The organism is Streptomyces sp. KR55 (assembly GCF_052245645.1).
GTDB lineage: Bacteria > Actinomycetota > Actinomycetes > Streptomycetales > Streptomycetaceae > Streptomyces > Streptomyces flavusporus.
In genome coordinates, this window is the sequence record NZ_JBQQCE010000256.1 from 1 (window position 1) to 13,575 (window position 13,575).

Sequence of the window (13,575 nt, forward strand, 5' to 3'; positions counted from 1 at the left end):
GTCCAGGAACCGGCCTCGTAGAGGGAAGGGTCGAATCCGTAGTCGGCAGGCGGTACGTCCCGCGCGCACGCCGTGTCCGACCGCGTGCGCGCCTGCGCAAGCGTCAGCCCCGCGTCCAGACGGGTGAAACCGAGCACCTGCTCGTCGTGGCGTCCCTCGCAGGACACCAGCCGGACGTCCCGGTTGGAGCGGGCGTCGAGGCAGTCCCGCTTCTGCATGGTCGCCGTGTCCGTGAACGCCGACCCCGGCCTGCGATGGCCGGCGAGCGGCCCGTACACCGGCCCGTGCGCGCCCAGCACCAGACAGGCGGCGCGCCGTCCGGCAGCCTCGAAGCCCGCCTGCGTCGGCAGGACCGCGAAGCTGCGCACATCCGCGAGCCGCTCGCGGACCTCCCGCGTCAGCTCCTCGCACCGGGCCTGCCCGTGCGTACGTGCCTGCTCCGCGGACGCGGCTTCGAAGAACGCCATCACCTGCCCGTCGGGCGCCTTGTCCCGGCAGGTCGGGTCCAGGGAGAGCCGGGGCGTGCCGGCGAAACGAGCCGCGCCGGGCCAGTCGGCGAGGACGCAGTCACCGGCCTTCAGCGGTGCAGCGAGCCCGACGGTGTCACCGTACGGCGCCGCATCCGTGCCGTCGTCGGTCGTCCGGTCGGCCAGGGCGTACCAGACTCCGCCCAGCGCGAGGGCCAGCCCCAGTCCTCCGGAGACGAGTGCCTGCAGGGCCCGGGGACGAGTGCGGCGGCGCCGGCCCGGCTCGGGTGAAGGCGCCTCGACGGGGGCGGCCGCCGCGGCCGGTGGAAGAGCCGACGCCTCGTTCCAGTGGGGCCGCGACCCGAGGTCCGTCCGGGTCCGCGCGTACCCGTCGCCCTGCGGCGCCACGATCCGCGCCAGTGCGGCCTCGGCCTGAGCCGCGGTCATCCGCTGCGCGGGATCCTTCGCGAGCAGCGCCCGCAGTACGGGTTCCAGTGCACCGGCGCCCACCGCGGGCCGCGGTTCCTCCGTCACCACCGCTGTGAGCTCCGCGAGGTGCGACTCCCGGTCGAAGGGGCCATGGCCCTCGACGCCGTAGTAGAGCGTGCAGCCCAGCGAGAACAGGTCGGCGGCCGGGGTGGGCGGCCCGCCGGTGACCCGCTCCGGCGCGAGATAGCCGGACGTGCCCACAAGGGCGGACGCGAGCGTGTACCGCGTCTCTCCCGCGTCCGGCTGCACGGAGATGCCGTAGTCGGTGAGCAGGATGCGTCCGTACGGCGCCCCGGTGCGGTCCGGCGCCAGCAGGATGTTCGCCGGTTTCACGTCCCGGTGCATGACGCCCCGCTCGTGTCCGGCGGTCAGCGCGTCCAGCACGGCCAGACCCGTGCGGGCACACTCCGCGGGGGCGAGCGGTCCGCGCCGGGCGACCAGGTCGCGCAGATCGACGGCGCCCGCCACATACTCCATGACAATCCACGGCAGCCCCTCGTGCTCCAGCACATCGTGCACGGTCACCACATGCGGATGGCCGCGCAGCCCTGCCGCGTGCCGGGCCTCCGCGCGGGCCCGGGCAACCCGCGCCTCCCGCTCGTGGCCGGCCTCGGCCGGGTCGCGGAACACGATCTCCTTGAGCGCGACCTCGCACGCCAGTCTCTGGTCGTGGGCGAGCCACACATGGCCCATCCCACCGCTGCCGAGCCGGTGCAGCAGCAGATAGCGGCCGGCGATGACCCGGCCCACTCCCGACGTCGGTGATCCTGAAGGCATGCGGTGACTCCCTCGGGGTGCTACGTCGTGGCGCTCGCTGTGGGGTCGACGGTCCCGGGCTCACTCGGGACCGGTGCGCTGCCGGGCGGCTCGCCGGAGGCCGGTGCGCTGCTCGGGACCGGATCACTCGGCGGAGGTGAGCTGGTCACCTCCGGTGGCGCGCTGGTTTCCGGGGGCGGCTCGCTGGTGGGCGGGGCCGTGCTGGTGGGTGCTGGGCTCGACGGCGGCGGGGCGGAGGAGGGCGGGCGGCTGGTGGGTGGATCCGTGGCCGGCGGTTCGCTCGTGGGCGGATCACTCGTCGGCGGTTCGCTCGTCGGAGCCGATGACGAGGGCGTAGAGGTCGATGGTGAGGGCGATGGCGTCGAGGTGTCGGACGACGGGTCGCCTGTCGGCTGTGAGGTCGCCGGGCTGGGGTCCGGGGGAATGGTCGCCCCTCCGCTCGTGCCGTCGGCCACGCTCAGCGTCACGTACTCCCCGAACCGCAGCTCCGCCCCGGCCGGCGGGTCGGACGCCGTGACCCGCGCACCGTCGGGCGGCAATCCGCCGCCGTCGAACGCAACCGCCAGCCCCGCGTCGGCCAGCAGCCGGCTCGCCCGCCCGAACGTCGTCCCGGCCAGGTCCGGTACGGCGCGTCGCTCCCGCGTGTCGAACGCGGAGTCGTCGTCACCCGTCGTGCCGACCGGACGGCTGATCCCGCGGTCCGGGTCGTCCACGTCGACCAGGGCCAGCCGGTCCAGTGTCCGCGGGGCGGGCTGCACGGCCACCACGGAGTCGCGGTCGTAGCCCTTCCACTCCTGGTTGCCGTCCTCGAACCGGACCGAAATCCTCCCGGTGTCCCCTTCGAAGGGGCGCAGCGGATTTCCGCAGGAGCACTTGACGGCGGGCAGTCCCTGCGGGTCGACGAGAACGGCGATTCCCGCCTGCAGCAACGCATCGAAGGGAACAGACTTTCCCTTCTTGTAGTCATGGTTCTTCACGAGTGTGTCGGTACGGAGAAGAACCGGCGTGAGCCGGTCGAGATACTCCGGGATCTCGGCCGTCGTGATATCGAGCGCAGTCGCCCAGGCCTGTGCCTTGCGGTGATTCCTGGGATCGGTGAGGAATTCCTTCAACCGTGCGACATCACAGATCCGCTGCTCCCCGGTGCCGCCGTACAGCCCTGGTGTGTCGCCCTGCTGAAGGCCGCCCGGTGCCGGACGGGAGCGGAGGCCGGCGTCGTGACCGAGCCCCGCGCTCTCGTCGAAGAAAGGTGCGAGTGAAGGAACTCCCGCGGCAACGGCCTTCACCGCGAACAAAGGTGCGCCCCTGTCACATCCGCTCAGGACCACCACGAAAACCAACAGGACGGCGATCCTGCGGAACACCGATTTCCCCGCCCTGCGCATGTACCCACGAAACGTCATCACCGCTCCCCCCGGCGGTTCCCCCAACGCGTTTCATGCTACTGAAAGGAACTGCCCAGAAAAGGCGGTCAGCGGCTGCGTGCGTTCAGTGAGGCCAAATAGGCGTTGTATGCCTCGAGTTCCTTGTCGCCGTCCCGGTCGGCGGCCCGGTCCTTGCGCCGCGCCTGCCGCTGGTCGGAGGCGTACCACTGGAACAGCAGGGCGATCAGCACCAGTACGGACGGGATTTCGCTGAACGCCCAGGCGATACCGCCGGCCGCGTTCTGGTCGCTGAGTGCATCGATGCCGAGGGAGGCGGGCGGGTCGGTGTACGTGTCGATCATCGGCGTCGAGGCCATCATCAGCGCAATACCGAAGAACGCGTGGAACGGCATGCCCGCGAACAGCTCCAGCATCCGCATCAGATAGCCCGGCCGGTGCGGTCCCGGGTCCACGCCCATGATCGGCCAGAAGAACACCAGACCGACGGCGAGGAAGTGCACCATCATCGCGATGTGCCCCACCTTGGAGCCCATCAGGAAGTCGAAGATCGGGGTGAAGTACAGCGCGTACAGGCTGGCGATGAACAGCGGGATCGTGAACACCGGGTGGGTGATGATCCGCATGTACCGGCTGTGCAGCACGGCCAGCAGCAGCTCACGCGGCCCCTTGCGGCCCCGGCCGGCCGGCGGAAGTGCGCGCAGTGCCAGGGTGATGGGGGCGCCGAGCAGGATCATGATCGGGGACAGCATGCTGATCACCATGTGCTGCACCATGTGCACGCTGAACATGACCATGCCGTAGTCGTTCAGCCTGGTGCACATCATCAGCCCGACGCTCAGCACACCGGCGGCGAAGGACACGGTCCGCCCCACCGGCCACTTGTCACCGCGCCGCACGAGCCGGGCGACGCCCCAGCCGTACAGCACGAGCGCCAGCAGGCAGGAGACGAGGAAGAACGGGTCCGCCGACCACTGAAGACCCCGCCCCAGCGTGAACGGCGGCAGATCCATCGTCATGCCGTGCCCGCTGTGATCCATCCGCCGGCTCCTGATTCGTGGGGGTTGTACGTTTACGTCCGCCCCAAGACTAGAACTGCCCCCGGCGACACTTGTCACCGGGGGCAACCGCAGCCCACCCCAGGGGCGCGGGGAACTGCGCGATCAACCCCCACAACCCGCACCCGCCGAACGGGCTAAAGCACGCACTCCGCCTCGGCGTACCGCTCCTCAGGCACCGTCTTCAGCGTCTCCACCGCCTCGCCCAGCGGCACCATCACGATGTCGGTCCCGCGCAACGCGGTCATGTGCCCGAACTCACCGCGATGTACAGCCTCCACCGCATGCCACCCGAACCGCGTAGCCAGCACCCGGTCGTACGCCGTCGGCGTCCCACCCCGCTGCACATGCCCGAGGATCACCGGCCGCGCCTCCTTGCCGAGCCGCTGCTCGAGCTCGATGGACAGCTGACGCGCGATACCCGCGAACCTCTCGTGCCCGTAGATGTCCTTGCCCCCCTCGTCGAACGCCATGGTGCCGGGCCGCGGCTTGGCACCCTCCGCGGCGACGACGATCGCGAACCGCTTGCCCGCCTCGAAGCGCTCGCCGACCCGCGCGGTCAGCTCGTCGATGTCGAAGGGACGTTCGGGGACGACGATGGCGTGGGCGCCCGCCGCCATCCCGGAGTGCAGTGCGATCCAGCCGGTGTGGCGGCCCATGACCTCCACGATCAGCACCCGCTGATGGGACTCGGCGGTGGTCTTGAGACGGTCGAGGGCCTCGGTCGCCACAGTCACAGCCGTGTCGAAACCGAACGTCACGTCCGTGACCGCGATGTCGTTGTCGATGGTCTTCGGCACCCCGACGATGGGCAGTCCGCTGTCCGACAGCAGCCGGGCCGCCTTGAGCGTGCCCTCACCGCCGATCGGAATGATCGCGTCGAGGCCGAGCTCGGCCACATGCCCCTTGGCCCGCTCCACGCCGTCGCGCAGATGCTCCGGACGGACCCGGGAGGAGCCGAGGATGGTGCCGCCGCGGGCCAGGATGCCGCCCACCGCGTCGAGGTCGAGCTTGAGATAGTCGCACTCCAGGAGGCCCTTCCAGCCGTCCCGGAAGCCGATGACCTCGTCGCCGCGGTCGGCGACGGCACGGTGCACGACGGACCGGATGACGGCGTTCAGGCCGGGGCAGTCGCCGCCGGACGTGAGGACACCAATGCGCATAGCCCGAAATACCTTCTCAACGTGGGCCGGGGACCGGACCACGTTGTCCGGCTCGATCCCCGCCACCCTAGCGGCACCAGGGGGCGGGGCCGAACCGTGCGTCCGCCTGCTGGACGAGCGCGCTCACCTGTGCGGATGGTCCGTCAGACGGGCTGGTTAAGCCCGGTCGGCGCCCGGGTGTACGGGCCTCAGGCAGGCTGCTGTTGGGCCGCCGCGATGCGCTCGCTGCGCAGCGCCTCGTACCAGTGGTCGTCGGTCGGCGGCAGTGCGTTCACGTCGAGTGCCAACTTCAGCAGCAGGTCCGCGATCTGCGGGTTGCGGGCGAGCACGGGACCGTGCATGTACGTGCCGAAGACGGTGTCGTTGTACGCGCCCTCCGTGCCGTCGCCCGTGCCGTTGCCCTTGCCGAGGCGGACCTGGGCCAGGGGACGGGCGGTGGGGCCGAGATGGGTGACGCCCTGGTGGTTCTCGAAGCCCGTCAGCGGCGGCAGGCCGAGGCGCGGGTCGATGTCCGCGAGGACGTCACCGACGCACCGCTCGCCCTCGCCGCGTACCGAGACGACGTCGAGCAGACCGAGGCCGGGCTCGCGCTGGCCGAGGTCGTTGATGAACTCGTGGCCGAGGATCTGGTACCCGGCGCAGACGGAGAAGACGATCGCGCCGTTCCCCACCGCCCGGTGCAGACCCCCGTCACGGCGCAGCCGCTCGGCCGCCAGCCGCTGCGGCCGGTCCTCGCCGCCGCCGATCAGGTAGATGTCGCCGGAGGTCGGGATCGGCTGGTCACTGCGCACATCGAGCCGGGCCACGTCCAGGCCCCGCTGCCGGGCCCGGCGCTCCACGACGAGGACGTTGCCCTGGTCGCCGTAGGTGCTGAGCAGGTCGGGGTAGATCCAGACGACCCGCAGGCTGTTGTCGCTCATGAAGTCACTGTCCTTACGAGTACGTCAGTTGCCGACGTGGCGGCGCAGATCCTGGAACGCGGTGTAGTTGGCGATGACCTCGATGCGGCCCGGCGGGGCCATCTGTACGGCCTGGTCGAGGTTCTCGCAGACCTGGAAGTGCTGGTTCGCGACCTCCAGACGGACCGCGAGGTCCAGCTTGCGGTCGCCGATGACGAGGATCGGGTGCCCGGTCAGCCGTGTGTAGTCGACGTCCCACAGCCAGGAGGTGTCCGTGCCGTCGGCGCTGCGCGCGTTCACGGACAGGATCACCGGGGTCGGCGGCGGGTCGATCAGGGAGAAAGTCTCCAGCCAGCCGGCCGGGTTCTTGGCGAGCAGCAGCCGCAGATCGCGCTCCATGAACTGCACGACGTCATAGCGCCCGGCCACCGCCTGCACCTGGTACATGCGTTCCAGGGCGACCTGCGGCGGCACGCCGAACACGGCGGCGACGGCGGCGGAGGAGGCGGCGTTGGCCTTGTTGGCGCGGCCCGGCAGCTGGAGGTGGATCGGCCAGGCGGAGCCGTGGGGGTCGAGGACGTGGTCGCCGGACAGCGCCCAGCTCGGCGTCGGGCGGCGGAAACCGCACTCACCGCAGTACCAGTCGTCGCCGGGGCGCTGCATCACGCCACCGCAGGACGGGCAGGACCAGGCGTCGTCCTTCCACATCTGGCCGGCGGCGACCCAGATCACGTTGGGGGAGGAGGAGGCGGCCCACACCACGAGCGGGTCGTCCGCGTTGGCCACGACGACCGCCTTGGACCCCGCGAGCCCCTCACGCCAGTTCTCGGCCAGCATCCGGGTCTCGGCGGCGCGGTCGAGCTGGTCGCGGGAGAGGTTGAGCAGGGCGATGCACTTCGGGTCGGTGTCCCGGGCGACCCCGGCCAGGTACTTCTCGTCGACCTCGATGACGCCGTACCGCGCATCCGAGCCGCCGGCGAGCGCCGAGGTGATGCCGGCCGGCATGTTGGCGCCGAGCGCGTTGGACACGACCGGGCCTGCGGCGCGCAGTGCCTCGGCGATGAGCCGGGTGGTCGTGGTCTTGCCGTTGGTCGCCGAGACCAGGACCACATCCAGGTTCTGGGCGAGCCGGGCGAGGAGGTCGGGGTCGAGTTTGAGGGCCACCCGGCCACCGATCACCGAACCGCTGCCGCGCCCTGCTGCGCGCGATGCCGCAGCGACCGCCTTGCCCGCGGTCACGGCCAGCTTGGCCCGCGGCGTGAGCGGGTCCGAGTTGCCTGCCATCAGTTCTCGATCCTCCTTGCGTACCCGCCGCGCCGTAGCATCCGGCAACGTGGTGAGGCCTCAGCCTATCGAGATCCACTCACGTGCCCGAATCGCGGCACCATCACGATCCTTGCGCGCGGGGCGCGCGCCAGCGAGGACCGTACCCTTGCCGCCATGCGACACGGCTCCATCCCGGGCGCCCACGGGCGTGTCCGGCCCCTCACCCTGCTCGGCGACCCGATCCTTCACACACCCTGCACGGAAGTCACCGACTTCGGCCCCGAACTCGTCCGCCTGGTGGAGGACTTGTTCGCCACGATGTACGCCGCGCAGGGAGTGGGCCTGGCCGCGAACCAGGTGGGCGAGCCGCTGCGCGTCTTCGTCTACGACTGCCCGGACGACGATGACGTACGTCACCTCGGCCATGTGGTGAACCCGCGCCTGGTGGAAACGGACGGCGTGGTGATCCGCGGCCCGGAGGGCTGTCTGTCCCTGCCGGGCCTGGAGGCAGGGACGGAGCGCTACGACCACGCGGTGGTCGAGGGTTTCACGATGACGGGCGAGCCGGTCACGGTGCACGGTACGGGTTTCTTCGCCAGGTGCCTGCAACACGAGTGCGACCACCTGGAGGGCCGGGTGTACGCGGACCGAGTAACGGGCTGGCGCCACAGACGGCTGATGCGCCAGGCAGCGCGATCCTCATGGCGCAGGTGACCGGAGAAAACCAGGGGCGCGGGGCTGTGTCAATATGCGGCTCCTCCCCCACCGTGGGCGCGACAAGCCACGAATCACCCGCAGACGACGGACAACCGTCAGAACCCCGGACCCCCTATCTTGTCCCCGGCAGCCGCAAGACGACCCCACAACAGGTCAGCCAGACTCCGCACCAACTCGGCCCGGGAACAAGGCCGTTCCCCCAGCCACCAGTCCCCGGCGGCATGCATCATCCCGACGATCCCATGCCCCCACACCCGGGCAAGCTGCTGACTCCCGGGCCCGAGATCCAACCGCTCCTCGATCACCTGGGCAAGCTCCTCACCCATGCGCCGCAGCAACGGCGCCGAGTGCTTCCCCACATCGAACTCCTGATCCCCCGACGAGCCCTCCGCGGGATGCATCAGAAACCGGTACACCTGAGGCCGCGCCTCGATCGCCGCAAGGTAGGTGTCCAACGTGGACTCGACCCGCTCCCGCCGCTCGGCAGGCGCGTCCAGCGCCGCCCGCAGCGAATCCAGCAGCGCGTCCGTGTGCCGCTTGGCCAGTGCCGCGTACAGGCCGCCCTTGTCACCGAAGTGGCGATAGAGGATCGGCTTGGTGATGCCGGCCTCCGCGGCGATCGCGTTCATCGAGGCCTGCGGACCATCGCGCAGCACCACTCGGTCCGCGGCCTCCAGCAGCTCGCGCCGTCGGCGGTCGGCGGACCGCTGCTGCTCGGTCCGCTGCGTGGTGTCCATGAGCTCTCCCCACCCGTGCTGAATCGGTGACGCCTGCGCAAACTAACACTCGGCTCGCCCAGGACCTCGAACGGGCTGCCGAGGAGTCCTCGTGAGTTGACTTTTCCTACCCATGGGTAACAGACTGCGGTTACCGCAAGTAACATGCATGTGTGCCGCTGGAGGGGACATGGCCGAGTTCACCATGGAGCTCAACGACGAACAGAAGGAGGTCCGGGACTGGCTGCACGGCTTCGCCGCCGACGTCATCCGTCCCGCGGCCGCCGAATGGGACGAGCGTGAGGAGACTCCCTGGCCGGTCATCCAGGAGGCCGCCAAGGTCGGCATCTACTCCCTCGACTTCTACGCCCAGCAGTACTTCGACCCCACCGGGCTCGGCATCCCGATGGCCATGGAGGAACTCTTCTGGGGCGATGCGGGCATCGCCCTGTCGATCGTCGGCACCGGCCTCGCGGCCGTCGGTGTGCTCGCCAACGGCACCGAGGAGCAGATCGGCACCTGGATTCCCCAGATGTACGGCGATGCGAGCGACGTCAAGGTGGCCGCGTTCTGCTCCTCCGAGCCCGATGCCGGCTCCGACGTCGCCTCCATGCGCACGCGTGCGGTGTACGACGAGGCCAAGGACGAGTGGGTGATCAACGGCACCAAGACCTGGGCGACCAACGGCGGCATCGCCAACGTCCATGTCGTCGTCGCGGTGGTCGACCCGGAGCTGGGCTCCAAGGGCCACGCGTCCTTCATCATCCCGTCGAACACGCCCGGCCTCGCCCAGGGCCAGAAGTTCAAGAAGCACGGCATCCGCGCCTCGCACACCGCCGAGGTGATCCTCGACAACGTGCGCGTGCCCGGTTCCTGCCTGCTCGGCGGCAAGGAGAAGCTCGACGAGCGGCTGGCCCGGGCCCGCGAGAAGGCGAAGAAGGGTGGCGAGCGCGTCAAGAACGCGGCGATGGCCACGTTCGAGGCGTCCCGCCCGGCGGTCGGCGCGATGGCGGTGGGTACGGCACGGGCCGCGTACGAAGTGGCGCTGGACTACGCGACGACCCGCGAGCAGTTCGGCCGCCCGATCATCGACAACCAGGGTGTGGCGTTCCAGCTCGCCGACATGCGCACCTCCATCGACGCGGCCCGTCTGCTGGTCTGGCGAGCCTCGTGGATGGCGGTCAACGGCAAGCCGTTCACGGCGGCCGAGGGTTCCATGTCCAAGCTGTTCGCCAGCGAGACCGCCAAGAAGGTCACCGCGCAGGCGATCCAGATCCTGGGCGGCAACGGGTACACGCGGGAGTACCCGGTGGAGCGGATGCACCGGGATGCCGCGATCTACACGATCTTCGAGGGCACGAGCGAGATCCAGCGGCTGGTGATCGCGCGGACGATCTCGGGGATGTCCGTTCGCTAGCAACCAGTAAGCGGGCTGTGGGGCGGGTGGGGCCAAGGGGTGCGGGGAACCGCTAGGACCCGGCCCCACTGCTGTGCGCGATACACGCCACGTCGATGCGATCGGCCAACTTGGCCAGCTCGATGGTCAGCGTGGCCACGGTGTCCTCGTCGAGCCCCTCCTGCCCGGCCTCCACCAGATGCAGCCACCGCCCGCCCACCGTGCGCAGCAGCTTGCTCACGTCGGCCGCAGCCACCTGCAAGGTACCGCGGTCGTCGACGATCAGAGGGAGAGTCACTTCGCGGTTCACAAAGGGGATCGTAACCGCGGAAGGCTCACGCTCCGTGCCATACGGTCGTGATGTTGCAGAACTCGCGGATTCCGTGCCCGGACAGCTCACGCCCGTACCCGGACCGCTTGACCCCGCCGAACGGGAACGCCGGGTGGGACGCCGTCATCCCGTTGACGTACACGCTGCCCGCCTCCAGATCCCGTACAAAGCGGTCGACCTCGGCCTCGTCGCGTGTCCAGACGTTGGAACTCAGCCCGAACGATGAGTCGTTGGCGATCAGCACGGCCTCGTCCAGATCGCCCGCGTGGTACAGCGTGGCGACCGGCCCGAACGCCTCCTCGCGGTGGATGCGCATCTCGCGGGTGATGCCGGTGAGGACGGTCGGCGGGTAGTACCAGCCGTCCCCTTCGGGCCGCTCGCCACCGCACAGCACCGTCGCGCCGGAGCGCTTGGCGTCGTCGACCAGTTCCTCCAGATCGGCCCGGCCCTGCTCGCTGGACAGCGGTCCGACCTCCGTGTCCTCGTCCATGGGGTCGCCGACCCGCAGTGCCTTCATGCCCTGGGTGAAGCGCTCCGCGAAGGCGTCGTAGACATCCGTGTGCACGATGAACCGCTTGGCGGCGATGCACGACTGTCCGGTGTTCTGCACCCGTGCCGTCACGGCGACCTGCGCCGCCCGGTCGATGTCCGCCGACGGCATGACGACGAACGGATCGCTGCCGCCCAGCTCCAGCACCGTCTTCTTGACCATCTCCCCGGCGGTGGACGCGACCGCGCGCCCGGCCGGCTCGCTGCCGGTGAGGGTGGCCGCCCTGACGCGCTCGTCGCGCAGGATCTCGTCGACCGCGCTCGCGCCGATGAGCAGGGTCTGGAAACAGCCCTCGGTGTAGCCCGCCCGGTGGAAGAGGTCCTCCAGGTAGAGCGCGGTCTGCGGCACGTTCGAGGCGTGCTTGAGCAGGCCCACGTTGCCCGCCATCAGCGCGGGCGCCGCGAAGCGGATCACCTGCCACAGCGGGAAGTTCCACGGCATCACCGCGAGCACCGGGCCGAGCGGCCGGTAGCGGACCCGGACCCGGGAGGCGCCGGAGTCCTTCACGTCGGAGTCGGCGGGTTCCTCGTCGGCAAGGAGTTCCTCGGCGTGCTCGGCGTACCAGCGCATCGCCTTGGCGCACTTCGCGGCCTCCGCGCGCGCCTGCTTGATCGGCTTGCCCATCTCGGTGGTCATCACGCGGGCGATGTCCTGCTGGTCCTCGTCCAGGAGGTTCGCGGCCTGGACCAGCAGGCGTGCACGGTCGACGAAGCTGCTCTGCCGGTACGTGCGGAACGTGGCCTCGGCGAGCTGGAGCCGGCGCTCGATCTCCTCGGCGCCCATGGCCTCGTACGTTTTGAGCGTCTCGCCGTTCGCCGGGTTCACCGTTGCGATGGGCATGGCCGACCTCCTCGGGAGCGACTGTGCTTCGACCTTCCCGCGCGGTGCCGGGCACCGCAACGCGTACACATCTCTTCAGGCCGAGTGCTCCTCCAGGCGGTCGAGAAACGCGGCCTGGGCCTTGACGATCACCTCGCGGGCCCGGTCCAGGCCGAACCACTCCACGCGGTCCAGTTCGGGGAACTCCTGGGCGCGTCCCGACTTCGGCGGCCACTCCATCGTGAACGTGCCGGGACTGATGGACGCCGGATCCAGGTCGGCCTCGACCGCCCAGGCGGTGACGATCTTGCCGTTGGTCTGCCGGACCTCCCCGAGCGGGACCGCCTCGCCGTCCGGCGGCGGCAGCCCGAGCTCCTCCTCGAACTCCCGGCGGGCGGCATCCCAGGCGGGCTCCCCGGGGTCGTACTCGCCCTTGGGCACGGTCCACGCCCCGGTGTTCCGCCTGGCGAAGAAGGGGCCGCCCATATGGCCGAGCAACACCTGAAGGCCCTGGTCGGTGTGCCGGAAGAGGAGCAGCCCGGCACTTCGTCTGCCTGTCAAGGAGCCACCTCCGGGTGCGCGGCCAGCAGTGTCTCGACGGTGTCCGCCTCCTGCGGGCGCTTGTCCTCGCGGTAGCGGACCACGCGGGCGAAGCGGAGGGTGACGCCGGCCGGGCAGCGGGTGGACCTCTGCAGTCCGTCGTAGGCGACCTCGACGACCAGTTCGGGGCGTACGGTCACCACGTGACCGGTGTCCTCGACGGCCAGCTCCCGCAGCCGTTCGGTCTGCCAGGTCAGCATCGCGTCGGTCATACCCTTGAAGGTCTTGCCGAGCATGGCGTAGCCGCCGTCCGCGGTGCGGGCGCCCAGGTGCAGGTTGGAGAGCTTGCCGGTGCGGCGGCCGTGGCCCCACTCGGCGGCCAGCACCACCAGGTCGAGGGTGTGGACGGGCTTGACCTTCAGCCACGAGGCGCCCCGCCGGCCGGCGCTGTAGGGCGCGTCGAGGGCCTTGACCACGACGCCCTCGTGGCCGCGGCGGAGCGTCCCGGCGAGGAAGTCCTCCGCGGCCGGTATGTCCTCGGGGCCGGAGACCAGCGTGCGCCGTACCCGCATCGGTTCGGGGACCAGGCGGGCCAGCTCCGCGTGCCGCTCGGCGAACGGCAGGTCGAGCAGGTCGCGGCCGTCGACGGACAGTGCGTCGAAGAAGACGGGGGAGACCGGCACCGCCCGGGCGGCCGTCGTCACGTCCACTCGGGAGCCGACCCGGCCGGCCGTCTCCTGGAACGAGCGGGGCCGTCCGGCGGCGTCGAAGGCGATGACCTCGCCGTCCAGCACGAAGCGCGCGCCGCGCAGTTCCCGCGCGGCCTTCGTCAGCTCGGGCAGCAGGTCGGTGATGTCGTCGAGGGTGCGGGTGTAGAGGCGTACGTCGTCGCCGTCGCGGTGCACCTGGACGCGGCTGCCGTCCAGCTTCTCCTCCACCGCGCCGGCGCCGAGCCTGCCACCCGCCTCGGCCACCAAGGACGCGGTGTGCGCCGGCATCGGCAGG

13 protein-coding genes are annotated in these 13,575 nt (G+C 70.5%); 2 read left to right on the forward strand and 11 right to left on the reverse strand.

What is annotated here, in order from left to right; genetic code table 11:
- From ACTWQJ_RS31080 to ACTWQJ_RS31105, 6 genes are all read right to left on the reverse strand, one after another.
- The coding region (locus ACTWQJ_RS31080) for a protein kinase domain-containing protein (RefSeq protein WP_443309846.1) at positions 1–1,733 on the reverse strand (1,733 nt) is incomplete at its 3' end.
- A 20-nt stretch (positions 1,734–1,753) separates the two neighbouring features.
- Complete coding sequence (locus tag ACTWQJ_RS31085) at positions 1,754–3,136, reverse strand: DUF6777 domain-containing protein (RefSeq protein WP_443309847.1); 1,383 nt, start codon at positions 3,134–3,136, stop codon at positions 1,754–1,756.
- Positions 3,137–3,204: 68 nt separating this feature from the next.
- Positions 3,205–4,155, reverse strand: a complete 951-nt coding sequence (locus tag ACTWQJ_RS31090; RefSeq protein ID WP_443309848.1) for a cytochrome c oxidase assembly protein — start codon at positions 4,153–4,155, stop codon at positions 3,205–3,207.
- Positions 4,156–4,310: 155 nt separating this feature from the next.
- Positions 4,311–5,336: a 6-phosphofructokinase gene (locus ACTWQJ_RS31095; protein ID WP_443309849.1), complete on the reverse strand. Its 1,026-nt coding sequence runs from the start codon at positions 5,334–5,336 to the stop codon at positions 4,311–4,313.
- 188 nt (positions 5,337–5,524) lie between these two features.
- The gene (locus ACTWQJ_RS31100; RefSeq protein ID WP_443309850.1) at positions 5,525–6,256 is read right to left on the reverse strand and encodes a type 1 glutamine amidotransferase; all 732 of its coding nucleotides are present in this window, start codon (positions 6,254–6,256) and stop codon (positions 5,525–5,527) included.
- Between the two features lie 24 nt (positions 6,257–6,280).
- Positions 6,281–7,519 carry a MurT ligase domain-containing protein gene (locus ACTWQJ_RS31105; RefSeq protein WP_443309851.1) on the reverse strand — a complete coding sequence of 413 codons (1,239 nt, stop codon included), beginning with the start codon at positions 7,517–7,519 and terminating at the stop codon, positions 6,281–6,283.
- A 156-nt stretch (positions 7,520–7,675) separates the two neighbouring features.
- Between ACTWQJ_RS31105 and def the strand changes: the two genes are divergently transcribed.
- Positions 7,676–8,215 (forward strand): peptide deformylase, encoded by a 540-nt coding sequence (def, locus tag ACTWQJ_RS31110; protein ID WP_443309852.1) that lies wholly within the window; start codon positions 7,676–7,678, stop codon positions 8,213–8,215.
- 98 nt (positions 8,216–8,313) lie between these two features.
- Here def and ACTWQJ_RS31115 read toward each other — a convergent pair whose 3' ends face one another.
- Positions 8,314–8,955, reverse strand: coding sequence for a TetR family transcriptional regulator (locus ACTWQJ_RS31115; protein WP_224733202.1), 642 nt, complete (start codon positions 8,953–8,955; stop codon positions 8,314–8,316).
- 169 nt (positions 8,956–9,124) lie between these two features.
- Between ACTWQJ_RS31115 and ACTWQJ_RS31120 the strand changes: the two genes are divergently transcribed.
- A complete protein-coding gene (locus ACTWQJ_RS31120; RefSeq protein WP_443309853.1) occupies positions 9,125–10,351 on the forward strand; it encodes an acyl-CoA dehydrogenase family protein in 1,227 nt (408 codons plus the stop codon).
- Positions 10,352–10,403: 52 nt separating this feature from the next.
- Here ACTWQJ_RS31120 and ACTWQJ_RS31125 read toward each other — a convergent pair whose 3' ends face one another.
- The 4 genes from ACTWQJ_RS31125 to ACTWQJ_RS31140 form a co-directional block, all read right to left on the reverse strand.
- Complete coding sequence (locus ACTWQJ_RS31125) at positions 10,404–10,640, reverse strand: DUF6213 family protein (protein WP_443309854.1); 237 nt, start codon at positions 10,638–10,640, stop codon at positions 10,404–10,406.
- Positions 10,641–10,665: 25 nt separating this feature from the next.
- On the reverse strand, positions 10,666–12,051 hold the full coding sequence (locus tag ACTWQJ_RS31130; RefSeq protein WP_443309855.1) for an NADP-dependent succinic semialdehyde dehydrogenase: 1,386 nt from the start codon (positions 12,049–12,051) through the stop codon (positions 10,666–10,668).
- A 75-nt stretch (positions 12,052–12,126) separates the two neighbouring features.
- Entirely contained in the window at positions 12,127–12,591 is a 465-nt protein-coding gene (locus tag ACTWQJ_RS31135; protein ID WP_443309856.1) for an NUDIX domain-containing protein, read from the reverse strand.
- Positions 12,588–13,575: ATP-dependent DNA ligase (locus ACTWQJ_RS31140; RefSeq protein WP_443309857.1), on the reverse strand; the 988-nt coding region annotated here is incomplete at its 5' end. The genes ACTWQJ_RS31140 and ACTWQJ_RS31135, both read right to left, overlap by 4 nt.

Excerpts from the sequence above, each read along its gene's own strand:
- ACTWQJ_RS31085 (WP_443309847.1), bottom strand. The coding sequence starts at position 3,136 with ATGACGTTTCGTGGGTACATGCGCAGGGCGGGGAAATCGGTGTTCCGC.
- ACTWQJ_RS31090 (WP_443309848.1), bottom strand. The coding sequence starts at position 4,155 with ATGGATCACAGCGGGCACGGCATGACGATGGATCTGCCGCCGTTCACG.
- ACTWQJ_RS31095 (WP_443309849.1), bottom strand. The coding sequence starts at position 5,336 with ATGCGCATTGGTGTCCTCACGTCCGGCGGCGACTGCCCCGGCCTGAAC.
- ACTWQJ_RS31100 (WP_443309850.1), bottom strand. The coding sequence starts at position 6,256 with ATGAGCGACAACAGCCTGCGGGTCGTCTGGATCTACCCCGACCTGCTC.
- ACTWQJ_RS31105 (WP_443309851.1), bottom strand. The coding sequence starts at position 7,519 with ATGGCAGGCAACTCGGACCCGCTCACGCCGCGGGCCAAGCTGGCCGTG.
- def (WP_443309852.1), top strand. The coding sequence starts at position 7,676 with ATGCGACACGGCTCCATCCCGGGCGCCCACGGGCGTGTCCGGCCCCTC.
- ACTWQJ_RS31115 (WP_224733202.1), bottom strand. The coding sequence starts at position 8,955 with ATGGACACCACGCAGCGGACCGAGCAGCAGCGGTCCGCCGACCGCCGA.
- ACTWQJ_RS31120 (WP_443309853.1), top strand. The coding sequence starts at position 9,125 with ATGGCCGAGTTCACCATGGAGCTCAACGACGAACAGAAGGAGGTCCGG.
- ACTWQJ_RS31130 (WP_443309855.1), bottom strand. The coding sequence starts at position 12,051 with ATGCCCATCGCAACGGTGAACCCGGCGAACGGCGAGACGCTCAAAACG.